At 67.9% G+C, this 24,641-nt stretch carries 19 protein-coding genes, 1 tRNA gene and 1 CRISPR repeat array; of the genes, 3 read left to right on the top strand and 17 right to left on the bottom strand.

Translation table 11 applies throughout. The features are described from left to right. Positions 1-30 precede the first annotated feature (30 nt). The 10 genes from GGR16_RS15690 to GGR16_RS15735 form a co-directional block, all read right to left on the bottom strand. Positions 31-1,326, bottom strand: a complete 1,296-nt coding sequence (locus tag GGR16_RS15690) for an NAD(P)/FAD-dependent oxidoreductase (protein ID WP_183317167.1) — start codon at positions 1,324-1,326, stop codon at positions 31-33. A 223-nt stretch (positions 1,327-1,549) separates the two neighbouring features. Continuing rightward, the gene (locus tag GGR16_RS15695; protein ID WP_019403930.1) at positions 1,550-2,332 is read right to left on the bottom strand and encodes an outer membrane protein; all 783 of its coding nucleotides are present in this window, start codon (positions 2,330-2,332) and stop codon (positions 1,550-1,552) included. A gap of 659 nt (positions 2,333-2,991) precedes the next feature. Next, positions 2,992-3,978: direct repeats of the CRISPR family, unit length 33 nt; unit sequence GTTTCAACCCGCGCCCCCCGTACGGGGAGCGAC. A 224-nt stretch (positions 3,979-4,202) separates the two neighbouring features. Then, positions 4,203-4,493 (bottom strand): CRISPR-associated endonuclease Cas2, encoded by a 291-nt coding sequence (cas2, locus tag GGR16_RS15700; RefSeq protein WP_019403929.1) that lies wholly within the window; start codon positions 4,491-4,493, stop codon positions 4,203-4,205. Between the two features lie 7 nt (positions 4,494-4,500). Next, entirely contained in the window at positions 4,501-5,535 is a 1,035-nt protein-coding gene (cas1c, locus tag GGR16_RS15705; protein ID WP_183317168.1) for a type I-C CRISPR-associated endonuclease Cas1c, read from the bottom strand. Then, a complete protein-coding gene (gene cas4 / locus GGR16_RS15710; protein ID WP_026015435.1) occupies positions 5,532-6,209 on the bottom strand; it encodes a CRISPR-associated protein Cas4 in 678 nt (225 codons plus the stop codon). The genes cas1c and cas4 overlap by 4 nt, the downstream gene beginning before the upstream one ends. Positions 6,210-6,215: 6 nt before the next feature. Next, the gene (cas7c, locus tag GGR16_RS15715; protein ID WP_183317169.1) at positions 6,216-7,169 is read right to left on the bottom strand and encodes a type I-C CRISPR-associated protein Cas7/Csd2; all 954 of its coding nucleotides are present in this window, start codon (positions 7,167-7,169) and stop codon (positions 6,216-6,218) included. Then, on the bottom strand, positions 7,166-8,929 hold the full coding sequence (cas8c, locus tag GGR16_RS15720; protein WP_183317170.1) for a type I-C CRISPR-associated protein Cas8c/Csd1: 1,764 nt from the start codon (positions 8,927-8,929) through the stop codon (positions 7,166-7,168). The genes cas7c and cas8c overlap by 4 nt, the downstream gene beginning before the upstream one ends. A gap of 58 nt (positions 8,930-8,987) precedes the next feature. Further along, on the bottom strand, positions 8,988-9,686 hold the full coding sequence (gene cas5c, locus GGR16_RS15725) for a type I-C CRISPR-associated protein Cas5c (protein WP_183317171.1): 699 nt from the start codon (positions 9,684-9,686) through the stop codon (positions 8,988-8,990). Positions 9,687-9,844: 158 nt separating this feature from the next. After that, positions 9,845-12,166, bottom strand: coding sequence for a CRISPR-associated helicase Cas3' (gene cas3 / locus GGR16_RS15730; RefSeq protein ID WP_183317172.1), 2,322 nt, complete (start codon positions 12,164-12,166; stop codon positions 9,845-9,847). Between the two features lie 216 nt (positions 12,167-12,382). Further along, positions 12,383-12,458: transfer RNA gene (locus GGR16_RS15735), tRNA-Glu, on the bottom strand. A 155-nt stretch (positions 12,459-12,613) separates the two neighbouring features. Between GGR16_RS15735 and GGR16_RS15740 the strand changes: the two genes are divergently transcribed. After that, entirely contained in the window at positions 12,614-13,633 is a 1,020-nt protein-coding gene (locus GGR16_RS15740) for an RluA family pseudouridine synthase (protein WP_183317173.1), read from the top strand. Positions 13,634-13,823: 190 nt separating this feature from the next. Next, positions 13,824-14,729: an RNA polymerase sigma factor RpoH gene (gene rpoH / locus GGR16_RS15745; protein WP_019403920.1), complete on the top strand. Its 906-nt coding sequence runs from the start codon at positions 13,824-13,826 to the stop codon at positions 14,727-14,729. A gap of 123 nt (positions 14,730-14,852) precedes the next feature. Here the strand turns inward: rpoH and GGR16_RS15750 are convergent, their stop codons facing one another. The 3 genes from GGR16_RS15750 to GGR16_RS15760 all read right to left on the bottom strand — a co-directional run bounded on the left by GGR16_RS15750 (position 14,853) and on the right by GGR16_RS15760 (position 18,434). Continuing rightward, positions 14,853-16,103, bottom strand: coding sequence for a histidine kinase (locus GGR16_RS15750; protein WP_183317174.1), 1,251 nt, complete (start codon positions 16,101-16,103; stop codon positions 14,853-14,855). Between the two features lie 33 nt (positions 16,104-16,136). Beyond that, positions 16,137-17,429: an adenylosuccinate synthase gene (locus GGR16_RS15755; RefSeq protein WP_019404001.1), complete on the bottom strand. Its 1,293-nt coding sequence runs from the start codon at positions 17,427-17,429 to the stop codon at positions 16,137-16,139. 156 nt (positions 17,430-17,585) lie between these two features. Beyond that, positions 17,586-18,434: a type 1 glutamine amidotransferase gene (locus GGR16_RS15760; protein WP_040405335.1), complete on the bottom strand. Its 849-nt coding sequence runs from the start codon at positions 18,432-18,434 to the stop codon at positions 17,586-17,588. Positions 18,435-18,534: 100 nt separating this feature from the next. Here GGR16_RS15760 and GGR16_RS15765 point away from each other — a divergent pair, with 100 nt between their 5' ends. Next, positions 18,535-19,455 carry a DMT family transporter gene (locus tag GGR16_RS15765; protein WP_019404003.1) on the top strand — a complete coding sequence of 307 codons (921 nt, stop codon included), beginning with the start codon at positions 18,535-18,537 and terminating at the stop codon, positions 19,453-19,455. 281 nt (positions 19,456-19,736) lie between these two features. Here GGR16_RS15765 and serA read toward each other — a convergent pair whose 3' ends face one another. The 4 genes from serA to GGR16_RS15785 form a co-directional block, all read right to left on the bottom strand. After that, positions 19,737-21,326, bottom strand: a complete 1,590-nt coding sequence (gene serA / locus GGR16_RS15770) for a phosphoglycerate dehydrogenase (RefSeq protein ID WP_183317175.1) — start codon at positions 21,324-21,326, stop codon at positions 19,737-19,739. 104 nt (positions 21,327-21,430) lie between these two features. Next, positions 21,431-22,606 carry a phosphoserine transaminase gene (locus GGR16_RS15775; protein ID WP_183317176.1) on the bottom strand — a complete coding sequence of 392 codons (1,176 nt, stop codon included), beginning with the start codon at positions 22,604-22,606 and terminating at the stop codon, positions 21,431-21,433. A 387-nt stretch (positions 22,607-22,993) separates the two neighbouring features. After that, positions 22,994-23,842 (bottom strand): outer membrane protein, encoded by an 849-nt coding sequence (locus tag GGR16_RS15780; RefSeq protein WP_183317177.1) that lies wholly within the window; start codon positions 23,840-23,842, stop codon positions 22,994-22,996. A gap of 75 nt (positions 23,843-23,917) precedes the next feature. Continuing rightward, a complete protein-coding gene (locus tag GGR16_RS15785) occupies positions 23,918-24,604 on the bottom strand; it encodes an outer membrane protein (RefSeq protein WP_183317178.1) in 687 nt (228 codons plus the stop codon). Between the last annotated feature and the right edge of the window lie 37 nt (positions 24,605-24,641).

Here is a 24,641-nt window from a genome sequence, read left to right on the forward strand (position 1 = left end):
CGTCCTCTTCCACTGCAGGCTCAAAGCGATTCAAGCGATCTCGCGGGCATCACGCCAGCGATAAAGAATGAGATTGAGCGGCGCGAGGCGCCGCAACAGCCCGTGCATCGGCAGGGGCCGTGGCTCGCTGAACGGCAAAGCAACTTCCGCGCCATCGACGGCGCGCGCCAGTTCGCGGCCGATGCTGAGCGACAGCGCCACCGCCCGGCCGTTGCAGCCGGCCCAGGCATAGGCGTCCGGCCCGAGGCGGTGGAAGCGCGGGAAATAATCGGTCGTCATGCCGATATAGCCGTTCCACACATGGTCGAAGCGCACCTCGCCGATCTGCGGGAAGATGCGCTTGAGCCGCTCGCCGATGCGCCGCCTGAGCCGCTCCGCGCCATTCACCGGGGCGATGAGTGCCCCTCCGGTCACGAGCCGGTGGCGCGCGTCGTAGCGCATGAACCAGAGGTCGCCGTGGGTGTCCGACACGGCCTGGCGGCCGGGAATGATCGAGGCACGCAGATTGTCGCCGAGGGGCTCGGTGGCCATCTGCCACGACAGCACCGGCACCACCTCGTGTGCGATGGCGGGCGCGAGTTCTGTGGCGAATTCCCCGGTATAGGCATTGGTGGCGAGCACCAGCGCCTTGGCCCGCACCTCGCCTTGCGGCGTCGTGACGCGCCAGCCGCCGCCCTCGCGGGCGAAGGACAGGGCCGGCGTGCCGGCGAAGATGCTCACGCCCTGTGCCGCCGCGGCGCGCGCGAGGCCGCGCGTGAGCGCCAGCGGATTGATGTGCCCGCCGCTGCGGTTCCAGAAGCCGCCGTGCCAGGCCTCGGATCCGGTCATCTGGCGCACGCGCTCGCGGTCGAGCAGCTCGACCGGCGCGCCATGGCGACTCCACTGCGCGACGCGCGCCTCGGCGATCTTCATGCGCCCCGGTGTATGCACGGGCTGGATCCAGCCCGTCTGTTCCGCCTCCGCGGGGATGTCGAGGCGGCGCACCAGGTCGAACAGTACGGACGCGCTGTCGCGCAGCAGGGCGACGAAGCGCTCGCCCTCCGCACCGTGCCTCGCGACGATATCGTCCGGGTTCGGCCGCGTCAGGGTGGGAATGACCTGGCCATTGTTGCGGCCCGAGGCGCCCCAGCCCGGGGCGGCGGCTTCGAGGAGCACGACGCGCTTGCCGCCCTCGGCGAGATGGAGCGCCGTCGACAGGCCGGTGAAGCCGCCGCCGATGACGACGACGTCGCCGGTCGCCGAACCGGCGAGCGACGGGTAGTCCCCTCCCGGCGGCGTCACGGCCGCCCACAGCGACGGCGGCCATGCCGGCTCGATACGCTCCAATGCCCCCTCCTCGTCCCGCTGCGGGCGACAGCCCGAAGCGTCTCAAAAACGTAACTTATTGATCATTTCGCGACACCCGCAAGCCCCCAATTCCACGCCAGGCAGGAGAATATCCATATTTCCCACATAAGAACGGGCATTTCCCCGATGGGCGGCAAAATGAAAACGGCCGCCTGCGCGATGGCGCAGGCGGCCGTGATGCTGCCTCGGAGAGACCTTGCGCTCAGAACTTGTAGTTGAGACCGGCGCGGACGACGCTGAACTGCGTGTCGCTCTTGAGCGTGAGGGTGTCGCCGGCGAGCGCCGGGTCCGTCCCCGTGTAGCCGAGCCGCGTGTTCTTGTCGCCGAGATCGACGTAGAGATATTCGCCGCGCAGGGTCAGGTTGTCGGTGATGGCATACTCGAGGCCCGCACCGAGCGTCCAGCCCCACTGCGTGTGGTTGCCGCGGCCGGCCCAGGAATCCTCGCCGATATCGTCCGCGACCGTCATGCGGTGCTTGACCTGGCCATAGGCGAGACCGCCGGTGGCGTAGATGAGGAGGCGCTCGGTCGCCGTGAAGCCGAGGCGTGCGCGCACCGTGCCGTACCAGTCCACCGTCGCCTTGGCGAAGACGGAACCGCCGTCACCCTCGAAATCCGACACGACGCCGGCGATGCGGCGGCTGACGTTGATGTAGTTGAAATCGGCCTCGGCGCCGAGGACGAACTGGCCGATCTGGTAGTTGTAGCCGATCTGCGCGCCGCCGGTGAAGCCGCCGCTGTCGGAATCGCTCAGGCCAAGGGCCGCGCCGACATTGATCGACTGCAGCGTATCCTCGTCGCGAACGTGAAGAGAGCCATGCTCCCACGCGCCGCCGGCGTTCACACCGGCATAGAAGCCGGTCCAGGTGAAGATCGGCCCGACGGGCACGATCGGGGCCATCTGCCGCGACGGCAGGTCGGCCGCAAGGACCGGGCCGGCGACGGCGAGAGCCAGAATGGAAATCGAAGTGCGAAATGCACGCATCACTACCCCCCAGTGCAAAAGCAGGGGCACTCTACTCATCCCGGGTAACGAATCAATTAAAATCTAAAGAAATCGCTTCGAAACGTCTTCGATCCAGCACAGTTTTAGTTAAAATTTTTCACATATCGTCCTGAGCAGCGGCTCTGCTTGAGACCACGGCCGTCAGATCGCCCCCCCGTCGCCGCCGGACGCCTCGCCGGGAAGGGCCTTGACGCGCACTTCCATAATGTCCGCTCCGAAGCGCGCCAGGGCGTCCGGCCACGATCGCCCCCCGCAGGGCGGCACAGCGGCGAGCAGTAAGACTGGTACATGCCTTACATGTTTCAACGCGCACTCCCGTACGGGGAGCGACCGCGGCCGGCGCCGAGCGGCCGGAACGCCAGACGAGGTTTCAACCCGCGCCCCCGTACGGGGAGCGACAGAACACCATCGCTCCAGTAGCCATGCCTGCGCCGTTTCAACCCGCGCCCCCCGTACGGGGAGCGACCGTCCATCGGCACCGCCAAGGACAAGACGACGTGGTTTCAACCCGCGCCCCCCGTACGGGGAGCGACCGCACCCACGGAGGCGGGACGATGACGAGGCTGACGGTTTCAACCCGCGCCCCCCCGTACGGGGAGCGACTCCGCTACTACGCCCCGGCGACGAGCCGGTTCACTGTTTCAACCCGCGCCCCCCGTACGGGGAGCGACCGGGCCGAGGCCGCTGGCCACACCCTTCATGGCGTAGTTTCAACCCGCGCCCCCCGTACGGGGAGCGACGACTGGCCGGACGTCACGAGCTACGCCGCCTTCCTGTTTCAACCCGCGCCCCCCGTACGGGGAGCGACTTGCCGGGTGAGGAGCCGATCATGGCGAAGAAGGTGTTTCAACCCGCGCCCCCCGTACGGGGAGCGACCGCCGCTTCCGTCATCGCACGTGCGAGATCGCACGTTTCAACCCGCGCCCCCCGTACGGGGAGCGACGTCAAGCTCCTCGGGGGTGCCCGCAAGTGGGGCAAGTTTCAACCCGCGCCCCCCGTACGGGGAGCGACCGCTCGGTCGACAGCAACGGAGACCGAGCTATGAAGTTTCAACCCGCGCCCCCCGTACGGGGAGCGACAGTCGTGTGCTGGCACCTCGCTGGCTCAGGTTCACCCGTTTCAACCCGCGCCCCCCGTACGGGGAGCGACTCCAGGTGGCCGGATCGATCTCCTGCCGCTTGATCGTTTCAACCCGCGCCCCCCGTACGGGGAGCGACTCGGGGAGGAAAGAGGGGCCGGACCGCGGCCGGGGGTTTCAACCCGCGCCCCCCGTACGGGGAGCGACCCGCTCCGGCGCTTTCGGGGGAGGGGGCGTGATGGTGTTTCAACCCGCGCCCCCCGTACGGGGAGCGACGGATGCAGATGGCATCGCCATGACCGCGCGACCGTTTCAACCCGCGCCCCCCGTACGGGGAGCGACCGTGCCGCTCGCAGATCGCTGCCCTGTACTTGGAGGAGTTTCAACCCGCGCCCCCCGTACGGGGAGCGACCCTTCAACCTCGCGGATCCGGGCTTCCGTCTCCTGTTTCAACCCGCGCCCCCCGTACGGGGAGCGACTCGGATGGATGGTCGATCGTCACCGGGCGATAGGCGTTTCAACCCGCGCCCCCCGTACGGGGAGCGACCCATCGTTCTTATCTGATTGCGACAACGAGCAAAACCGGGCGCAGACCACGAAACGCGGCCCGCCGCCGGCGAGGCGGCCGGCACGCCCGCGCCGCAGGCAGAAAGAGATCAACAATGTCAAAGAATTGTCCAATGTGCGAACCGGACGGGGATCGCCGGCACGCTTGCGGTTCGCACCCTGCCTGCGCGGCGGTTGCGCCTCGCGGCAGAAACCGGCTCCCAGCTAGACGATTAAGGGGCCTTCGAGGTCTGTCGCCGGCTTGGCCCCGACGTGTTCGACGCGTCGCTGCCAGTTGGCGCCGAGGTAATAATAGCGCAGGCTGTCGCGCTCGGGCGCGATGAGTTTTTCGAGGCGCGCTTTCAGCAGCGTCCACTGCGCCGGATCGACGTTGATCTCGAAGACGGAATATTGCACCCGCTGGCCGAAATCGCGGCAGGCGCGCGCCACGCGCCGAAGCCGCCCTGCCCCGCCTTGATCCGACGTGTTCACGTCATAGGTCACCAGCACCATCATGGGCACCTCACGTCCACAGCCATGGCGGATAGGCATCGAGGTCGCCGCGCAGGTGCCGGGCCAGAAGCTGAACCTGTAGATAAGGCACCAGGCCGAGCGGAGCGGCCTCCTCGAGGAAGGGATGGCGTCGCCCCTCCTTCTTGCGCTCCTGCCACGCGGTGAGCACGGTCCTGCGCCCTTCCTCGGTCAGCCACACCGCCCCGCCGTCCCGCGTCTCGAAATCACGCGCCCGGACCTGTCGCCGATTGACAAGCGACAATGCCAGCCGGTCGACGAGGACAGGGCGCAGTTCCTCCATGAGGTCGAGGGCAAGGCTCGGCCGTCCGGGCCGGTCGCGATGCAGAAAGCCGACGGCGGGATCGAGCCCCACCGCCTCCGCCGCGCTGCGGCAGTCATGGGTCAGCAGTGTATAGAGGAAGGACAGCAGGGCATTGATCGGGTCAAGCGGTGGCCGGCGCGATCGGCCGCGAAAGCGCATCGCTGCGTCCGGCGAGCGAATGAGCAGATCGAAGACGCTGAAATAAAGGCTGGCGGCCTCGCCCTCCGCACCGCGCAGCGCCTCGGCATCGAGGTCGGCCCGGCTCGCCCGGCGCAGGATATAGGCGAGGCGATCGGTCACCGCGCTCATCCGCTCACTGTGCCCGGGCGAGAATTCCTCGCCGTAGTCGCGCAAGCTCCGCATCAGCACCGACCGCTGGTTGGCGACCTTGCCGAGCACGAGGCCGCGGACGATCTCTACCGGCGTATCGGAAGCGCGGTATTGCGCCCGCCGCAGCAGCACGTTGCCGGCGACGGGGCCCTCGATGCGTGCCTGAAAGCGGCCGCTGCGCTCGAGGAGGACGATGGTGATCCCGGCTGCGGCGCAGGCCCCGATCAATGCGGGGGAAAGATGGACGGCGCCGAAGGCAACGACCGAGGCCAGCATGTGCAGCGGCACGCGGGCGCGCTCGGTGCCCTCGATCTGCGCCACGAGGTTCTCGCCGTCCTTTCTGAGGCTCGCCGCCTCCGTCGTGACATAGAAGGTGTTGAGCAGCTTCTTCAAGCGGCACTCCCTTGCTCGTCGAGCAACGACGCCAGCATGCCCTCGCACCAGGCGCGGGCGGAGCGGGACGACGCCTTCGGCCGGCAGAGATCGATGAGCGAACAGGCGCGGCAACGCTCGGCGCGCCAGACCGCTTTCGGCGTCTCGAGGCTGCGGAAGATCCGGCGCAGCTCGCCGATCGTCTCCTCGGTCAGCCGGCGCAGGTCTGCATCGAAGGGCACCGCGACGCGCCGCTTCGTCTCGCCGTAGAACAGCGCCCCCTCCGGCACCGGTCGCCCCGTCATCTCTTCGAGGCACAGGCCCTGCGCGCAGAGCTGCACCTCGTCGGCGCGGTGCAGCTTCGGCTTGCCACGCTTGAACTCGACCGGATACGGCACCTCTCCACCGGGAGCGGAATGGAACTCGACGAGGTCGGCGACGCCGGCGATGCCGAGCCGGCGCGAGGCGATGGCGAGCGCCGTCTCGCGCCGCGTGCCGCGCGCCTTGCGGCTGTCCGGCCGGTCCGAGGCGATGTGCATCACATGCCCCTCCGCCGTAAAGCGGTTCTCCGCCCACAGACGCTCCAGATGGATGAGCGCCGCCTGCCGCAGGCAATAGACGGCATGCTGGAGCGCCGAGAGCGGAATGGGCTCGGCGTCCAGCTCGTCCGGCTGCGGCAGCGCGTCTTCAGCCATAAGGCATCACAGCCATTCGATGACCTCGACGCCCTCCGGCAGGTTGGCGCGGTTGATTGTCACGAAATAGTCCGAAAAGGCCCGTGCCGGCGGATAGTTGTCGATCTGCCGGTCGATTTTGCGGAACTCGCCGGCGATGTTGCGGCCGATCTCGACGTGGTCGAACAAGGCATGGGCCGGCGCATTGCCAAGGGCGCTCGTGTGCTTGAAGGCGATGACCTTGCGCGACGCCATCTCCCCGCGGGCGGCCGAGCGGTCATGCTCGAACATCGAGACGAGGGCCTCGCGCAGGAGGTCGAGATCGGCTTCGCCGAAGCCGGTGCGCTCGGCGAGTTTGGCGGAAATGAAGCCATGGGCGCGATAGAGGCCGTAGGGCACGATATGCTTGCGGCCCATGGTGCGATTGTCGGTGCGGCCGTTGTCCTCTTCGCTGCCTTCCGTCCGCTGCTTCTTCTCTGCCTCGTTGGTCGCAGCCATGCGCGTGATGGAGATTTCCTGCGGCACGATGGGTTCGACCGATTGGGCGAAGGTCATCTGCACGGGCCCGCGCACCTGGCCGCAGTTGATGCCGGTGGACATCACGGCGCCGAAGGTGCGCACGTCGAAGAAGTTCCGGCACATGAAATCGCGCAGGCGCTGCGCCTCCTCGTCATTTTTCGGGTTGAGCTTGCCCTCCTTCTTCGCCTTCTCGTCATCCGGTCGCAGCGCCACATAGGCCTTGCGGTGCTGCTCGTTGAGGATGGCGCCTTCCTGCACGTAGATATTGCAACCGGGCGCGCCATCGCATGCGAGCTCGACATAGTTGCGAATCTTGCGCTTCAGGCTCACGTCCGAGACGAGCCCGTGGTTCGTCTCGGGATCGAGGCGCGGCAGGTTGCCGGCATCGGGATCACCGTTGGGATTGCCTTTGGAGACATCAAACAGGAGAACGAAATCGTAGCGGTTGGCGAGCGCGGTCATTGGGCGGCCTCCTCCAGTGTCTCTTCGAGGTCCTGATCGGCCTTACGGCGATAGAATTGATGGTAATAGCCGAGCGCAAACTTGCCCTGATCCAGCAGGGAGAGGGTTGCAGGGAACGTCGGCGGCAGCTCAACCATGATTTCCGCGATCTGATTGGCAAAGTATCCTGCCAGCCTGGGTTTATCCCCCTTTTCAGCCTTGTCTCTATGGTGTTGATGCAGCCGCAGAAGCAGCGGAAAGACGCGCTGCGGCGTCGCCGACGCTGCTCCGTAGAACTTGTCTCGAATACTGGCCTTCACAGTGCCGAGAGCCACTTCTTGCATCCTCTCCAGCGCAGCGAACAGGCGACCAAGTAGATAGGCAGGGTCCTTGTTTTTGATGTCGAGGGCCACGGGAGCCTCCTTTTCCCTCTTGAAATTGCGCACGAGGAGCGCGCGCAGCATGCCGGCCCTCAGCGCATTGATCTCCCCGTCCGCGCGGATGCGCATCAGCACGGTCGCGAGCAGCGTCAGCGGATAGGGCGTGCCGGTGAGGATGGCGCGCATCCACTCCCCGGCGAGGTTGGGCGGCACGTTCTCCCGCTTGCCGAGCACCGCCGTCTCGGCGAGATAGCGCCAGAGCGGGGGATAGCCGTCGCGCGGCGGCGGCTCGATCGCCATGTCCGAGACGAAGCGCGCGTAATTGCCGGCGAGCCGGCCGAAATCGTCCTCCAGCCAGAAGCGGATGGACAGGCGCGCCGCATTGGGGGCAAGACCGAGCACATAGAAACGGACGCCTTCGGCGAGCTTGGGCTCGATGTCCTTCAACGGGATGCCACGGCGCATGCGCCCGAGAGCATCGCCGACCTTTCCGGCCTCGATCCCCTCGTCCGGCTGCGATGCGAACCAGGCATTGAAGAAGCTTTCGGCCGCCTCCGCCACCTGCGCATCCGAAGCATCCGCCCAGAAGACCGTGGAGGCATCGCCGATCTGGATGCGATGCCTGTCGTCGGCGAGGAAGGCGTTGAGCGCCGTCGCATATTTGAAAGCGGCCGCCTCGGAGACGGGCGCGTTGTCTCCTTGTATGTGTCCGTAGGATTCGTAGGCCTCTTCATTAAAGGAGACAATTGAGGCCCCTGCGGTTTGAGCGCCCCATACACCTTTGATAGCAGCATGAGTTCTGGCGATCGGACCGAAATTGCCTGTCACAAGACAAACACCCTCGCCAGCCTCCTTTCCAGGCACCTCCTTCCACTTTGCAGCGATCTCGCTCCAGAGATCACGAGCGGCGGGCCGGTCATGCAGATAGACATGCTGTCGCCGCTCCCTCTCCATCGCGAAAACGAGATTCTGGTCCTTCATCTCGTCGGGCCAGAGTGGTGAAGCGAACAGATCGGGAGACCAACCGTCGAGAAAGCGGGACAGGGCGCGAAGACCAGGGTCGGAGACGCCGCTTAGAATTCGACGATGGGCGTCTCGAAACGCGTTCTGCCGCCGCTGCGCGTCCTTGCCTTCAGTGGCGCTCACACCCAATACGAAGGCGGTATTGTCCCACAGAAAAAAGGGTCTTGGCGTGGTGCCAGGGCGCTTGAAAGACGCCGGCACCTGCATCAGCCGCGGCACCTTCTTCTTCCCCGTCCCGTCGCGCAGATCGGTGACGGAAGCGACGCTGCCGTCCTCGTTCAGCGAGATGACGAAGCCGATCTTCTCGGTCGAAAAACCGAAGGGCGGCACGTTCGGAAGCCGGTCGTAGGCTTTGGCGAGGGATGCCAGAATGCTCATGGGGACCTTCGCAATCCTTGCGCCCACGCCCTGTCACGGGCGGCGGGCCACTAAAGGTTCAGCGCAGAATGTCCGGCGAGCCGGGACGGGGCACGCGCATCACGCCATTGTCGAGCCGGGCGCGGAAGAACAGCGACGGCCGCCCCGCCGCCTGATGGTCGATGTCCCACAGCATCAGGCCGAGATCGCGCGGCCGGCCGAAGCCCAGGTCGTCGGTCCGGTGTTCCGGCTCGGGCGCCGGCATCGGCGCATCCGGCGCGATGAGGGAGAAGGCGGCGGCGAACTCGCGCGTGCCGAGGCAAGGCTGGTGGAAGCACTGGCCACGCTCGGCCCGGCGGTTGAAGATGTCGAGATGCTTGCCCTCGTTCTCGTCGCCGTCGGCCTTATCCGTCAGCACGAAATGGGCCTCGATGACATAGGCGACGTCGACGAGGACGGTGGCGGCGCGCTGCTGGCGGCTGTCCTCCACCTTGAGCGCAAGGCCCGCCAGGCTGCCCCGGTTCATGGCCGCCCTCACCGTGCCGGCGGGGATCTTGCTGCCCACCTCGTTGCGGCGGATGGACTGGAAGCGGACCGGCTTCAAAACATGGATGGCGTCGATGACCCAGCGGATCGCCGGCTTCCAGTGGATCGCGTCCAATATGCCGCGCGCCGCCGACGGCGTCATCACGTCATAGGAAACACGTTCAACCTTGGTCTCAGGCCTCGTAAAGCAGGCGTAATCGCCCACGACGCGCAATCTGACGCCATAGCCCATGCCCCACCCCCAATCAGCCGCCTCGCGAGCGGGACGATTGTCCGTCCCCGCCGGACAATCGTCTTTGCAACTTCCCAACCAATTTCGACCCACGCCCACAACGGACGACTCACTCCAATGCAAACCAGCCTTACACAGCGGCGCGCGCTTTTACAGACCTACACCATCCACTGCTCCAGCCCGAGATAGCCGGCGTCTTCCCACAGGAGGCCGACATCGGGTCGGTAGAGGCTCCCCGTCATGAGGACGGCGAACTGGTCGCCACGCTGCTCCGCTGCACGAAAAACGACGTGGCCGTTTGCGAGAAGGAGCGCACGAGCCTTCGGCGGCACCTGCACGATGTAGGGCTGCAGCTCCCGCGCCAGCGCGCCGGAGGGGATGGCCGCGCTGCCGAGCCTCTCCACGATCGACCACGCCTCTGGCGTAGTCGCCACGATCACCGGCTCCATGCCGCTCTCGATCATGCGGAATTTCTCGGCCACGCAGCGATAGGCGAAATCCGTCTCGATGCCCTCGTTGCCCCGACCCATGCGGAAGTCCGAGAGGATCGCCTTTTTGTCGACGCCCTCCGGCCCGACGCGCCAGTAGACCTCGCCGAAGAAATCCTCCATGGCCTGTGGCGACAGGAGATCCTCGTGCTTGTCCGCCATGCGCCCGAGATCGCCGCTCAGACTCTTGATCTCGGGCGGCGGAGGATGGTCGGGCGCGGTGAAGATCGTGACGATGCTCTCGTCCACCGGCCGCCGCCCCTCGCGGTTGCACCGGCCGGCCGCCTGCGCCACGTTGTCCAGGCCCGCCTCGGCCCGCCAGACCCTTGGAAAATCGAGGTCGACCCCCGCCTCCACCAAGGATGTCGCGATGACGCGGCAAGGATGCCCGTCCTTCAGCCGCTGCCGGACATCGGCGAGAATGGCGCGCCGGTCGGCGGCGTGCTGCCGGGTCGACAGATGCACCAGCCCGTCGAGCCCGGCCTCCTGCCCGGCCTGATAGAGCGCGAGCGCGTGCTTGCGGCTGTTGACGACGACGAGGCCCTGGCTCTGGTCCATGAGGGCGGCGACGAGCGCCGCATCGTCCATCTCACCGGCGAAGCGAAGCGTCACGCGCCGAAGCTTGCGGGCCAGGTCCTGCGGCTCGGGCGCCAGTTCCCGGCCGGCGAGCGGCAGGCCGACGGGATGGCCGGCCGGGAAATTGCCGGCATCGAGCGCCGGCTGCGTCGCCGTGCACAGCACGATGCTGCAGCCGTAGTTCGTGGCCAGTTCCCGCAGCGCCGCCACGGCGGGCGCCAGCAACGGGCGCGGCAAGGTCTGCGCCTCGTCGAGGATGATGATGCTGCCGGCGATGTTGTGCAGCTTGCGGCAGCGTCCCGGGCGAGCGGCAAAAAGACTCTCGAACAGCTGCACATTCGTGGTGACGACGACGGGGGCGGCCCAGTCCTCCATGGCGAGCCTCAGCTTGTTCCGGCTCGCCGCTTCGCTGTCCGCCGCAGCGGCGGGAGCCCGCTCCGCCCGCGCCTCGTCGATGGCCGAATGGTGCTCGAGAACCACCTCCCCGCCCAGGAGTTCCCGGAAGATGGCCGCCGTCTGGTCGATGATGGAGGTGAAGGGAATGGCGTAGATGATGCGGCGATGCCCGTGGATCCGGGCGTGATCGAGGGCGAAGCCGAGGGAGGCGAGCGTCTTGCCGCCCCCCGTCGGGACGGTGAGCGTGAACAGGCCGGGCGCCTCGCCGGCGCGGCTCAGCACGTGGTCGAGCACGGCGCTGCGCACGCTGTTCACCATCGTGTCGCGGCTGCCGAGCGCCTCCATCCGCCGCGCGTAGCGGGCCAGCAGCTCCGGCAGGATGGTCTGGAGCGCCGGCCACGCGCGGTCGACCTGTCGTCCCTCGACGCGACAGTAGAAACCCTCCGTATCCTTGAAATCGGCATCGACGAGGCAGGAGAAGAGCATGCGGCCGAGGAAGGCGAACTGGAAGGCGAGCCGCGCCCGGACGGCATCCGCCTCCGCCGGCGCCGCCCCGCGCGCCGGCGGAGGCTCCCAGCGAAAGGCCGGCACGAGGCCGCTCGCATCGGGAGCGATCTCCGCGCGCCAGACAGGATCGAGGGACGCATCGGAGAAGCCCTTCAGCCGTTCGCTCAAGGTGGCGAGGCTTTCCCCCTGCTTGTCGGGCAGGCCGGCATGGTGACCGGCGATGACATAGGCAATGAGTTCGCCGATCAGCCGGTCGTCGCCTTTGGCGAGTGCCAGGACGAGGGCGGCCCCCGCCGTCGAGTGGTCGACCGGCACCTTGCTGCCGTCGAGCCGGGCCGCAAAGCCGGGCGTGTATTTGCCGAGATCATGCAGAAGCGCGGCGAGCCGTGCCGCCTTGCCCGCCTTGAAAGCCGCACCATAGGCGGCTGCGCGGACGGCCGTGTCTTCGAGATGCTCACGCAGCGGCTGCCAGTTGCCGCGATGCCCGTCTTCCGTCGAATGCGCATAGTACATCCGCCCCTCCCAGCCGCGATGGCCTTGCGGATCTACCCTGCACAGATTCGGATGACAGCCGTAGCTCCGCAGGCATGCGGCCGGCGCTCGCGGCAGGCGAATGAGACGTTTCGGGCAGACGACATCGACGTCCCGGCGCCGCGAGGAACGTCGCGGCCGGCCGCTGGACCAACCCGATTGGCAAAAAGCCTGCAAGTGTCTGGAAGTAAACGAGAATGGCGCTCCCAAGGGGACTCGAACCCCTGTTTTCGCCGTGAGAGGGCGACGTCCTAGACCGCTAGACGATGGGAGCGTCTCGCGTGAGGCCGCTTCTATATAAGTGCTTTGCCCCCTGTTCAAGCCCTCTCGTGGCACTTTGTGTCGAAAACCGCAGCTCTCCACAGGCGCGGGACGACCGCAGGGCGGGGGAAGGCTTGACTGCCCCGCCGTGACGGGCGACGAGCGCTCATGAGCGACAAGATGGCGGATGCCGGCGAAACCATCCATTTGACCGCCGAGGCGCAGGATGCCGGCGTGCGGCTCGACCGCGCGCTCGCCCTCAGGCTTCCGGACCTGTCGCGCAGCCGCATCCAGCAGCTCATCAAGGACGGCCACGTCACGGTCGGAGGGACGGCCGAGACGAATGCGTCGCGCAAGCTCGCCGCCGGCCTTCCTGTCGCCGTCACCGTGCCTCCCGCGGCGGCACCGGAACCGTCCGGCGAGGATATCCCCCTCACCGTCCTCTACGAGGACGACGCGCTCATCGTCATCGACAAGCCGGCGGGTCTTGTCGTGCACCCGGCCCCCGGCAACGAGACGGGTACCCTCGTCAACGCCCTTATCGCCCATTGCGGCGCGAGCCTCTCGGGCATCGGCGGCGTCCGGCGGCCCGGCATCGTGCACCGCCTCGACAAGGACACGTCCGGCGTCATGGTGGTGGCGAAGACCGACGAGGCGCACAAGGGGCTGAGCGCCCAGTTCGCCGACCACGGCCGCACCGGGCCGCTTCACCGGGCCTATGTGGCGGTGGTCTGGGGCGTGCCGCAGCCGCTGGCCGGCACCATCAATGCGCCGATCGACCGCGCCCCGCACAATCGCGAGAAGATGGCCGTCGTCCGCGCCGGCCATGGACGCGAGGCGATCACGCACTATATGGTGGAAGAGCGTTTCGCCGCCGGGAATGCGGCGGATGTGGCAAGCCTCGTGCGCTGCCGGCTTGAAACGGGGCGCACGCACCAGATCAGGGTGCATCTTGCCCATCGCGGCCATCCGCTTCTCGGCGACGAAACCTACGGCAGCGGCTTTCGGACGAAGTCCGCCCTCCTTGGCGATGAGGCGCGACTGGCGTTGAGCGTGCTTTCCCGCCAGGCGCTGCACGCCGCCGAGCTGGGCTTCGCCCATCCCGTGACGGGCGAGGAACTGAGCTTCGAAAGTTCGCTGCCGGCAGACCTGCAGGGGCTCGTCGCCGCGCTGCGCGCAAACACATAGTGCGCGGGCGCGGTGTTCGCCGTGTGCGCTAGCGCACATGCCGGAAGAACCCAACGACCGAAACTGCGGTTCTGAGACAGTCGGACGCCCTCTTCCGGACAAGGTGTTCCCGGATGTAGGGTGTTCAAGACGGCTGGCCAGGGGGCGGCCGTCGCACGGCCTGCCGTCAGGGGGCCGAAAGGAGGTGAAAATGGCTACCAGCGCGCTTCCCACGCTCGCCAGCGAAGGCGGGCTCTCGCGCTATCTCGAAGAGATCCGCCGTTTCCCGATGCTGAAGCCCGATGAGGAATTCATGCTCGCGAAGCAGTGGCGGGAGCATGGCGACCGCGATGCGGCGCACAAGCTCGTGACGTCGCACCTGCGGCTCGTCGCGAAGATCGCGATGGGCTACCGCGGCTACGGCCTGCCCATCGCCGAGGTGGTGTCCGAGGGCAACGTCGGCCTCATGCAGGCCGTCAAGCGCTTCGAGCCCGACAAGGGCTTTCGTCTCGCGACCTACGCCATGTGGTGGATCAAGGCCGCGATTCAAGAGTACATCCTGCGTTCGTGGTCGCTCGTGAAGATGGGCACGACCGCGAGCCAGAAGAAGCTGTTCTTCAACCTGCGCAAGGCCAAGGGCCGCATCTCCGCCTATGAGGAGGGCGACCTGCGGCCGGAGCAGGTCAAGGCCATCGCCAAGCGCCTCGGCGTGCCCGAGCAGGACGTGGTCGAGATGAACCGCCGCCTCGGCGGCGACACCTCGCTCAACGCTCCCCTGCGTCAGGACGGCGACGGCGAATGGCAGGACTGGCTGGTCGACGACAGCGACGACCAGGAAACGAACCTCGTGGCGGAGGAGGAGGGCCGCAACCGGCTCGTCGCCCTGCGCCAGGCGCTCGGCGTGCTCAACGAGCGCGAGCGCCGCATCTTCGAGGCGCGTCGCCTGCGCGACGACCCGATCACGCTCGAGGATCTCTCCAGCGAGTTCGGCGTCTCCCGCGAGCGCGTGCGCCAGATCGAGGTTCGCGCCTTCGAGAAGGTGCAGGAGGCCGTCAAGCAGGGTCTCGCCCGCATCGAGGCGCCGAAGGGCGACGGCCAGGCGCTGAGCCCGGCCTGACGTCCCGGCAGAACGGCATTTGAAGAGCAACGGCGGCCGAAGGGCCGCCGTTTTGTTGTGCGGGCGCCCCCGCCCGATGGGAGTCGCGGGAATTGCGCCACCGGCGCTCCCCGCGAACGCTTGCTATTGCTGGCCGGCCCAGGCCCGCAGGGCCGCCTCGAGCGCCTGCTCGCCCGACAGCCCCTTTTCGAAGGCGAGCACCGCGCGCCGGCCGGAGGCATAGCGCAGCGGAATGTCCATCCACGACCGCGACCGAAGCAGCTCGGTGTTGCGCTCCACGTCGCTCGCGAGGTTGGACAGCCCGACCAGGAAGAAGTTCGGCGTCACCGGCACCGGCAGCCCGGCGAGCGGCGTTCCGCGCGCGCCTTCGTCCGTCTTGAGCTGCGGCACGCCCACCTCGCGCACCGCCCGATCGGGATCCGTCTCCTCGAAGGTCATCTCCACCGTGTGGGATGCCGGCAGCGTCGCGTCGGTGTTGCGGCGGAACGTCAGATGCAGCGTGAATCCGGCCTCCGGTACGGAGACCTCGGCCCGCACCACCGTCTCGAGCGGCTGCCCCTCGCCCGCGTTGACGGTGTCGAGGCGCCAGACCGCACGGCCGCCGGTGGCGCGCGGCGCCTGGTTGGCGTCGCCGGTCTCCTCGTAGAGGATGGCCCGCTGCGAGACCGCAACCGCGCTGCCGGGCGGCGTCGCCTGCTGCTGCGGCTGCGCCGGCGGGGTCTGCTCGGGCGGGGGACCCCCGATGCGGTCGTTGAACTTCGTCTCGCCTTCGCGCGCCGGCTCATCGGGCTCCGTCTGTGCCTGGTCCGGCGCCGGTGCGGGCTTCTCCTGCTGCAGCCACAGGGCCGTGCCGGCGATGGCACCGATGGCAAGGGCGAGGACACCGGCGACGATCAGCGTGCGGCGACGCTCGCCGCCGTCGCGGCCGCTGCGCGTCGGGGACAGGCGCGGGCGCGCCGGGCGCTCGTCCTCGGCCCTGGGCGCGGCCCCGTGATCGCCGGGCATGTCGGGCGGCTCGGCCGGCTGGTAGTCGCCGGGCCCATAGCGGGCAACCTCGCCGGCATAGGGGCTCGCACCGGCATAAGGGTCCTGATCATCATCGTAGCCGGCGCCCGTCCCCGCCGCCTGGTCGAAGCGCGGCTCCAGGGGATCCTCATAGACAGGCGGCGCATATTCGTTCTCGATCCGCGCGATGACGTCGTCGAGGGCGATCTGCTCGCGCTCGATATCGGCTTCCGACAACGGCGGGTCGACCGCCCGCAACTGCTGCAGCAGCACGACGCGCGCCCGATCGTAGATCGCGCGCCGCGTCTCGGGGGTGTTGTCCGGCAGGCCGGCCACGGCCCGCGAGAGCAAAGGATAATAGTCCGCCATCGGCTCCCGAATGTCCCGAAAACGTGGGGCCCGTCAACCTTCGAAGGGGTTGTGCACGAGGATCGTATCGTCGCGCTCGGGGCTCGTCGACAGGAGCGCGACAGGGGCGCCGATCAACTCCTCGATGCGCCGGACATATTTGATGGCCTGGGCCGGCAGATCGGCCCAGGAGCGCGCGCCCGCCGTCGTGCCCGGCCAGCCCTCGATGGTCTCGTAGACCGGCTCGACGCGCGCCTGAGCGCCCTGGCTCGCCGGCAGGTGGTCGAGCACCTCGCCGTCGAGGCGATAGCCGACGCAGACCTTGATCTCGTCGAAGCCATCGAGGATGTCGAGCTTCGTCAGCGCGATGCCGTCGATGCCCGAGGTACGCACCGTCTGGCGCACCAGCACGGCGTCGAACCAGCCGCAGCGGCGCTTGCGGCCCGTCACCGTGCCGAACTCGCGGCCGCGCTCGCCGATGCGCTGCCCGATCTCGTCGTCGAGCTCCGTCGGAAAGGGCCCCTCACCCACCCGCGTCGTATAGGCCTTGGCGATGCCGAGCACGTAGCCCACCGCCTTCGGCCCGAGGCCGGTGCCGGTCGCCGCCTGGCCCGCCACCGTGTGCGAGGAGGTGACGAAGGGATAGGTGCCATGATCGATGTCGAGCAGGGCCCCCTGCGCGCCCTCGAAGAGGATGCGGCTGCCGTGGCGACGCTCCTCGTCGAGGAGGCGCCACACCGTATCCATGTAGGGCAGCACCTTCGGCGCCACGGCGGAAAGCTCGTCGAAAATTTCCTCGGCGCCGAACTCGGCGAGGCCGAAGCCGCGGCGCAGGGCGTTGTGATGCGACAGGAGGCGCTCGATCTTGGCGGGCAGCGTCTCGAGGTCGGCGAGATCCATCAGTCGGATGGCGCGGCGGCCGACCTTGTCCTCATAGGCCGGGCCGATGCCGCGGCGCGTGGTGCCGATGCGCGTGCCGGCGTTGGAATTCTCGCGCAGCGCATCGAGCTCGCGGTGCAGCGGCAGGATGAGTGTGGCGTTGTCGGCGATGCGCAGGTTGTCGCGCGTGATGCTCACCCCCTGGGCGGCGAGGCGATCGATCTCGTCGACGAGCGCCTGCGGGTCGAGCACGACGCCGTTGCCGATGACGGCGAGCTTACCCGGGCGCACGACGCCGGACGGCAGCAGCGAGAGCTTGTAGACGGCATCACCGATGACGAGCGTGTGGCCTGCATTATGCCCGCCCTGGAAGCGCGCGACGATGTCGGCCTGCTCGCAGAGCCAGTCGACGATCTTGCCCTTGCCCTCGTCGCCCCACTGGGCGCCGACCACCACGACGTTCGCCATTTACGTCCAGCCTCCGGCTGTTTCCGGCCATCAACATGATAAACCCCGGCGCAAGCTCACCTTGGCCGGGGTTTCCTTGCACCCTCTCTTGGGCGATCGGGAGGCGAAAATCAAGCCCGGCGCATGCGCCCACTGCGATTTGGAACGGCTCCCAGATCAATGCCGCATCGTGTCGCCGCCAAGGCAGCGGGCGACGAAATTGCGGATTTCGAGCGTGCGCAGCGCCTCCTCCAGCACCTGTTCGTCGAGGCCGTGCCGCCAGGCGAGGTCGCGGCGGCTGCGGTCTGCGTCGAGCGTCCTGAGGTCCTCGACATAACCGGCGACTTCGGCCGGGTCGCGGAAGAAGCCTTCGTCGGCCAGCGGCTCGGCCATGCGGGCCATGATCGCGGCGAGCTCGGTCAGCGAGAATTCCGGGTGATACTGCACGCCCCAGAAGACGCCGCGCCCGTGGCGGATCTCCGCCGCCTGCACGCCGGCCATGCCGTTGGACGCAAGCACGATGGCGTTCGCCGGCAGGCTGGCGACGACGTCGAGATGCACGCAGGGTGCATCGAAGGCCCCGGGACGCCCTGCGAGCAGCGCATGGCCCCGCCCCGCCTCGCTCGGCGTGATTCGCCGCGCAAAACCCACCTCGCGCCCGAGCGGGTTGGGGGTCACCGTGCCGCCGGCCGCGACCGCCGCCACCTGCAGCCCCCAGCACGAGCCGAAGGACGGAACGCCGCTGTCGTAGACCGCCCGCATCAGCTCGATCTGCCGCCGCACCGGCGCCTCGTCATGGTAGACGTGCAGCGGCGAGCCCGTGAGGATCACCGCATCATAGGAGGAGAGCCCGGCGCCGGACGGCAGCTGCGCATCGGCATCGGCCGGCAATGCGATATCGCAGGCGGCGGCCGGAACGATGCGCTTCACGACCGCCGCATAGGCCTCACCCGGCGTCAGGCCGAAGCCCGCGCGGTGGCGCTCGCGTGCATCTTCGGGATAACCATCGACGATCAGCAACCGCATCCTGTGACACCTTCTGCCGCAATGCTCCCCTGCGTCTAGGCCCCTTACGGGCCGGCGGCAAGCACCCTAGTCTGCAACGCCATCTTCACGGAAGCCGCCCTTGACCCTGCAGCCGTTGACCGCCGCCCGCCATCGCCTCGATCACGCCTACCTGCTCCTGACGCTCACCACGCTCATGTGGGGTGGCAATGCCGTCGCGAGCAAGCTCGCGGTCGGCCATATCACGCCGATGGTGCTGACTTCGGCGCGCTGGATCGTCGTCTGCCTCATCCTGCTGCCGCTCTACGGCCGGGCCCTGCGCGACAACTGGGGCAAGATCGCCTCCCACCGGCTCCGCGTGATCCTGATGGGTGCCTTCGGCTTCACCGGCTTCAACGCGCTCTTCTATCTCGCCGGCCACCACACGAGCGCCGTCAACATCTCGATCATGCAAGGATCGATGCCGATCCTCGTGCTCATCGGCGCGCTCGTCTTCTTCGGCGTCAGGGCCACCTGGCTGCAGATCGTCGGCGTCATCGTGACGCTCGGCGGCGTCGCCATGACGGCGACCCACGGCGACATCGCCACCATCACGCAGCTCGCCTTCAACATCGGCGACGTGTGGATGCTGATCGCCTGCGTGTTCTACACCGGCTACACGCTGGCCCTGCGCGGCCGCCCGGACGTGCCCGGGCTCGTCTTCTTCCTGGCGCTCGCCATCGTCGCCTGCCTCACCTCCCTGCCGCTGCTGGCCTGGGAGATCAGCGCCGGCGACGCCTACTGGCCGACCTGGCAGGGCTATCTCGTCCTCGTCTTCGTCGCGCTGTTTCCGTCCCTGCTCTCGCAGATCACCTTCATGCGCGGGGTCGAGCTCATCGGGCCGAGCCGCGCGGGCGTCTTCGTCAATCTCGTGCCGGTCTTCGGCGCCCTGCTCGCCGTCCTCATCGTCGGCGAGCCCTTCGGCTGGCACCACGCGGTCGCCATGGCCATGGTGCTCGGCGGCATCTTCATCGCCGAGCGCCTGGGGCGGAAGATCGGCTAGAGACGGAAGCGTCGGTCGCGGAACAACGGCTCCCGTCGTGTCATGCCCACGCTTGTCGCGGGCATCCACGCAGCCACGGGACCATGGCCGAAGGCATGGATGGCCGGGACAAGCCCGGCCAGGACAGCGGAAGCCACTGCCCCGTGCCTGGCGTTTGATTGCAGGGGATAGCAGCCTCCCGTGGGCCCTGCCGGCATCGACACCGGACGCGTGCCAATCACCCAAACGTAAATGCCCGGCACGAGGCCGGGCATCACAAGATACATGCGAGAGAGCGAGGCTCAGAACGTCAGCGCCTTGGCCTGCTTCACGCCCGGGATGGTCTGGATGTCCTCCAGCACCTTGGCGGGCACCTCGCCGTCCACCTCGACGAGCGCGATGGCGGAGCCGCCGGGGGCGTCGCGGCCGAGGGCGAAGGTGGCGATGTTGACGCCCGCATTGCCCAGGATGCCGGCGAAGCGGCCGATGAAGCCGGGCTTGTCCTCGTTCGTCACATAGATCATCGACGGGGCGAACTCGGCGTCGACCGTGATGCCCTTGATGTTGACGATGCGCGGCTTGCCGTTGGCGAAGACCGTGCCGGCGACCGAGCGGGTCTGCCGCTCGGTGACGACCGTCAGGGTGACGAGCGCGTCGTAGTCGTGCTCGGCCTCGCGCACCGTCTCCTCGACGACGATGCCGCGTTCCTTGGCGACGACCGGCGCCGACACGACGTTGACGTCCTGCAGGATCGGGCGCAGCAGGCCGGCGATGGCCGCCGACGAAAGGGCGCGCGTGTTGAGATGCGCCACCGTACCCTCGTAGGTGATGTGCACGCTCTTCATGCCGGTCTCGGTGAGCTGACCGGCGAAGGAGCCGAGCTTCTCCGCGAGCGCGATGAAGGGCTTGAGCTTGGGCGCCTCTTCCGCCGTGATCGAGGGGAAGTTCACCGCGTTGGAGATGGCGCCGCGCAGCAGGTAGTCCGACATCTGCTCGGCGACCTGCAGGGCGACGTTTTCCTGCGCCTCCGTGGTCGCCGCGCCGAGATGCGGCGTGCACACGACGTTCGGGTGGCCGAAGAGCGGGTTCTCCGTCGCCGGCTCGATGGTGAAGACGTCGAAGGCCGCGCCCGCCACATGGCCCTCGTCGAGCGCCTTGCGCAGCGCCGCCTCGTCCACGAGGCCGCCGCGGGCGCAGTTGACGATGCGCACGCCCTTCTTCGTCTTGGCGATGTTCTCGGCCGAGAGGACGTTCTTGGTCTTTTCGGTGAGCGGCGTGTGCAGGGTGATGACGTCGGCCCGGGCCAGGAGGTCGTCCAGTTCCACCTTCTCGACGCCGATGTCGAGCGCCCGCTCCGGCGACAGGAACGGGTCGTAGGCGACGACCTTCATCCTGAGGCCGAGCGCCCGCTCGGCGACGATGGAGCCGATGTTGCCGCAGCCGATGATGCCCAGCGTCTTGCCGGTGATCTCGACGCCCATGAAGCGGTTCTTCTCCCACTTGCCGGCCTGGGTCGAGGCGTCGGCGGCGGGGATCTCGCGCGCGAGCGCGAACATCATGGCGATCGCGTGCTCGGCGGTCGTGATCGAATTGCCGAAGGGCGTGTTCATCACGATGATGCCCTTGGCGGTCGCGGCCGGGATGTCGACGTTGTCGACGCCGATGCCGGCCCGGCCGATGACCTTGAGGCGCGAGGCCTGCTCCAGGATCTTCGGGGTGACCTTCGTGGCCGAGCGGATGGCGAGGCCGTCGTAATTGCCGATGATCTCGGCCAGCTTGTCCTTGTCCTTGCCGAGGTTCGGCTGGAAGTCGACCTCGATGCCGCGATCCTTGAAGATCTGCACGGCGGCGGGCGACAGGGCGTCGGAAATGAGAACCTTGGGGGCGGTCATGGGTTTTCGCCTCGATGGAATTGGGCAGTCGGCAATCGGCAGATAGGCAGTCGGAGAAGGCAGATCGACGATTGCCGACCGCCCATTCCCGACTGTCCCCGCCGTCAGGCGGCAGCGGCGAGCTTCGCCTTCTCGGCGGCGAAGGCCCAGTCGAGCCAGGCCGTCAGGGCCTTGACGTCATCCGCCTCGACGGTGGCGCCGCACCAGATGCGCAGGCCGGGAGGCGCGTCGCGATAGGCGCCGATGTCATAGGCGACGCCCTCCTTCTCGAGGGCGGCGGCGATGCCCTTGGCGACCGCGGCGACCGTCTCGGACCCCTTCGCCACCACCTCGGGATCGACGATCTTGAGGCAGACGGAGGTATTGGAGGCCGTCGCCGGATCCTCGGCGAGATTGGCGATCCACGGGTTTGCCTCGACCCAGTCGAGGAGCGCCTTCGCATTGGCATCGGCCTTCGCGACGAGCGCCTTGAGGCCGCCGAGCGACTTCGCCCATTGGAGCGCGTCGATATAGTCCTCGACGCAGAGCATCGACGGCGTGTTGATCGTCTCGCCCTGGAAGATGCCTTCGACGAGCTTGCCGCCCTTGGTCATGCGGAAGATCTTGGGCAGAGGCCAGGCCGGCGTGTAGCTCTCGAGCCGCGCGACGGCGCGCGGGGAGAGGATCAGCATGCCGTGCGCCGCCTCGCCGCCGAGCACCTTCTGCCAGGAGAAGGTGACGACATCGAGCTTCTGCCAGTCGAGATCCTGCGCGAAGGCGGCGGAGGTCGCGTCGCAGATGGCGAGGCCTTCGCGGTCGGCCGCGATCCAGTCGGCATTCGGCACGCGCACGCCCGAGGTCGTGCCGTTCCAGGTGAAGACGACGTCGCGCGTCCTGGTGTCGACCTCGGCGAGGTTCGGCAGCGTGCCGTAGGGCGCCTTGATGACGCGCGCGTCGGTGAGCTTGAGCTGCTTGACGACGTCGGTGACCCAACCCTCACCGAACGACTCCCAGGCGAGCATGTCGACGCCGCGGGCGCCGAGCATCGACCACAGCGCCATCTCGACGGCGCCGGTGTCGGAGGCCGGCACGATGCCGATGCGGTAGTCCGCCGGCACGTTCAGCACTTCGCGGGTGAGGTCGATGGCGAGCTTCAGCTTCGCCTTGCCCACCTTGGCGCGGTGAGAGCGGCCGAGCGGCGCGTCGTTGAGGGCGTCTAAGGTCCAGCCGGGGCGCTTGGCGCAGGGGCCGGAAGAAAACTGCGCGCGCGCGGGCCGCGCGGCGGGAGCATTCGTCGACATGTATCCATCCTCTCAGATGGGCGCTTCCCGTTGGGGGGAAGTGTCCCGCGGATGGGGATACGCGAGCCCCGCCCCCGCGTCAACGACGGAATTGGACAACGATGCCGCAGGGCCAGAGGGGCAGTCGGCAGTCGGCAGTCGGCAGTCGGCAGTCGGGAGATCCCCCACCGCTCGCTCACGAGCAACCTCGTTTCCCGGGCGCATGCAGCGAAGCGGAATGCGGCCCGGGAACCAGCACATAAATCTGCCGAAGGCACCATGGAAATAGGCCCCGGCTCAGCACCGCATCATTCACATGCTGCGGTGTGTCCGGGACGCGAGGGGGCGCGCGGCGTGAAAGGCGCAGGTTGCGCGGCAGAAGACCCCGCGAAGCCCGTTCCCGCCCGCTCAGAACTTCGCGGCGAGCGCACCGCGAACGTTGTGGATGTTGAGGTTGACGTCGCTGAAGGAAGCGAAGCGCACGTATTCGTATTCGCCGCGCAGGAAGAGGTTCTCGGTCAGCAGGATATCGAGGCCGAGACCCGCGGAGACACCGTAGGCGAACGTGTCCTTCTTGCGCTCGGTCACGACCGTCGGGTTCGGGTTGAGCGCAAGGTCCGGCCGTCCGGCACCCGATTGATCGACCGCTGTCGCGGCAACCGAGGTGGTGCGCCACACGTCGGCCCGGCCGATGGCGAATCCGAGCGTCGCATAGGGCAGGAAGTTGCCGAGGTCATAGCCGGCGCGCGCCCGCAACGTGGCGTAATCCGTCATGCGTACCCGGCTCTCGGCGTCGATGTTCACGTTGTAGCGGTACTGGTCCGACGTCACATAGCTGCGGCCGAGGCTGTCGCTCGCGCGCACGTCGAGATTGGTATGGTTGTAGTTGAGCTCGACGCCGAGGACGACATCCTCCCACTGACTGTTGTAGCCGACGAGGAAGCCGTAGCTGCCATTACGCGTGTCGCGTTCCGGCAGGGTCGTCCAGCTGGACACCCGCCCTTCGGATTCGACTGTCGTATTGCGCAGGATATAGGCGATCTGGCTGCTGTTCGCCGTGCCGAAATCGATATTGGCGTTGGAATAGCCGCCCTGCACGCCGATGTAGAAGCCGCCCCAGGCGCCGGTCGGCTCGCTGTCGCCATAGGCGGGCATCGAGCCGCGCAGCCAGCTGTCGCCGAGATCGGCGGCGTGAGCGGCCGGAGCCGCGAAAGCCCAGCCGAGACCAATGACCAGGCCCGGAAGAAGCGCGCGCATCGATCAGAACTCCCCAACCCTCAGTACGGTCCTGATCATTGCTCGTTAACCTTAATATTCCGTTGCGAATGCCGCTCACTCGAAGGTGTAGCGCAGGCCGAAGCGCACCTCGTGGCTGCGCAGGTCGCCGACGCGCACCGCCCCGCCCGCCGCCCGCGCCTTGCCGAGATCGGCGAAGCGATAGCCGATGTCGAACTTGAGCGAGGTGGTGATGTCGATGGCCGCACCCGCCATCAGCGCCCAGGCGAACCCGGTGCGCGTGCCGCCGCCGTAGGCGATGTCCGCACCGGTCGCCGTCACGGTCTCCCGGACCGAACCGAGCCGGTTGACCGCAAGACCGGCGCCCGCGCCGACATAGGGCGTGATGCCGGACCACGTGCCGAGGTCGGCATAGAGATTGGCGAGCACCGCGACGGAATTGAGCTTGGCCGTGGCGGCAAGGCCCGGGGCAGAGGCCGAGAGGCTGCGCTCGGCGAAGACGTCCCCCGTCACGTCCGCCCGCAGCCAGCCGAAGTCGTAGCCGAGACCGAGCCCGAAGGTGGCGTTCTTGTCCAGCCGCTCCCCGATGTAGCCGAGGCCGTTGATGGACAGCGCGGGGTCGATCGGCATGGCGTAGCCGACGTCGCCGCGCAGGTAGAATCCCTCCCCGCTCGCCAGCATCCCCGGCTCGGGATCGAGCACCGGCGCCGGCGGAAGCTCGGCCGCAGCGACGGGGGCCGCCACGACGAGGGACAGGGCTGCGACGAGAGAGGCATGACGCATCGAGAAATACTCCCGGGACGGACGCAATGGGCGTGGG

The sequence above is a fragment of the Chelatococcus caeni genome (genome assembly GCF_014196925.1).
GTDB classification, from domain to species: Bacteria; Pseudomonadota; Alphaproteobacteria; order Rhizobiales; family Beijerinckiaceae; genus Chelatococcus_A; species Chelatococcus_A caeni.

Excerpts from the sequence above, each read along its gene's own strand:
- GGR16_RS15775 (WP_183317176.1), bottom strand. The coding sequence starts at position 22,606 with ATGTCGACGAATGCTCCCGCCGCGCGGCCCGCGCGCGCGCAGTTTTCT.
- cas3 (WP_183317172.1), bottom strand. The coding sequence starts at position 12,166 with ATGTACTATGCGCATTCGACGGAAGACGGGCATCGCGGCAACTGGCAG.
- GGR16_RS15785 (WP_183317178.1), bottom strand. The coding sequence starts at position 24,604 with ATGCGTCATGCCTCTCTCGTCGCAGCCCTGTCCCTCGTCGTGGCGGCC.
- cas4 (WP_026015435.1), bottom strand. The coding sequence starts at position 6,209 with ATGGCTGAAGACGCGCTGCCGCAGCCGGACGAGCTGGACGCCGAGCCC.
- cas2 (WP_019403929.1), bottom strand. The coding sequence starts at position 4,493 with ATGATGGTGCTGGTGACCTATGACGTGAACACGTCGGATCAAGGCGGG.
- cas5c (WP_183317171.1), bottom strand. The coding sequence starts at position 9,686 with ATGGGCTATGGCGTCAGATTGCGCGTCGTGGGCGATTACGCCTGCTTT.
- GGR16_RS15750 (WP_183317174.1), bottom strand. The coding sequence starts at position 16,103 with ATGGCGGACTATTATCCTTTGCTCTCGCGGGCCGTGGCCGGCCTGCCG.
- rpoH (WP_019403920.1), top strand. The coding sequence starts at position 13,824 with ATGGCTACCAGCGCGCTTCCCACGCTCGCCAGCGAAGGCGGGCTCTCG.
- serA (WP_183317175.1), bottom strand. The coding sequence starts at position 21,326 with ATGACCGCCCCCAAGGTTCTCATTTCCGACGCCCTGTCGCCCGCCGCC.
- GGR16_RS15695 (WP_019403930.1), bottom strand. The coding sequence starts at position 2,332 with ATGCGTGCATTTCGCACTTCGATTTCCATTCTGGCTCTCGCCGTCGCC.
- GGR16_RS15755 (WP_019404001.1), bottom strand. The coding sequence starts at position 17,429 with ATGGCGAACGTCGTGGTGGTCGGCGCCCAGTGGGGCGACGAGGGCAAG.
- GGR16_RS15740 (WP_183317173.1), top strand. The coding sequence starts at position 12,614 with ATGAGCGACAAGATGGCGGATGCCGGCGAAACCATCCATTTGACCGCC.
- cas8c (WP_183317170.1), bottom strand. The coding sequence starts at position 8,929 with ATGAGCATTCTGGCATCCCTCGCCAAAGCCTACGACCGGCTTCCGAAC.
- GGR16_RS15760 (WP_040405335.1), bottom strand. The coding sequence starts at position 18,434 with ATGCGGTTGCTGATCGTCGATGGTTATCCCGAAGATGCACGCGAGCGC.
- cas7c (WP_183317169.1), bottom strand. The coding sequence starts at position 7,169 with ATGACCGCGCTCGCCAACCGCTACGATTTCGTTCTCCTGTTTGATGTC.
- GGR16_RS15780 (WP_183317177.1), bottom strand. The coding sequence starts at position 23,842 with ATGCGCGCGCTTCTTCCGGGCCTGGTCATTGGTCTCGGCTGGGCTTTC.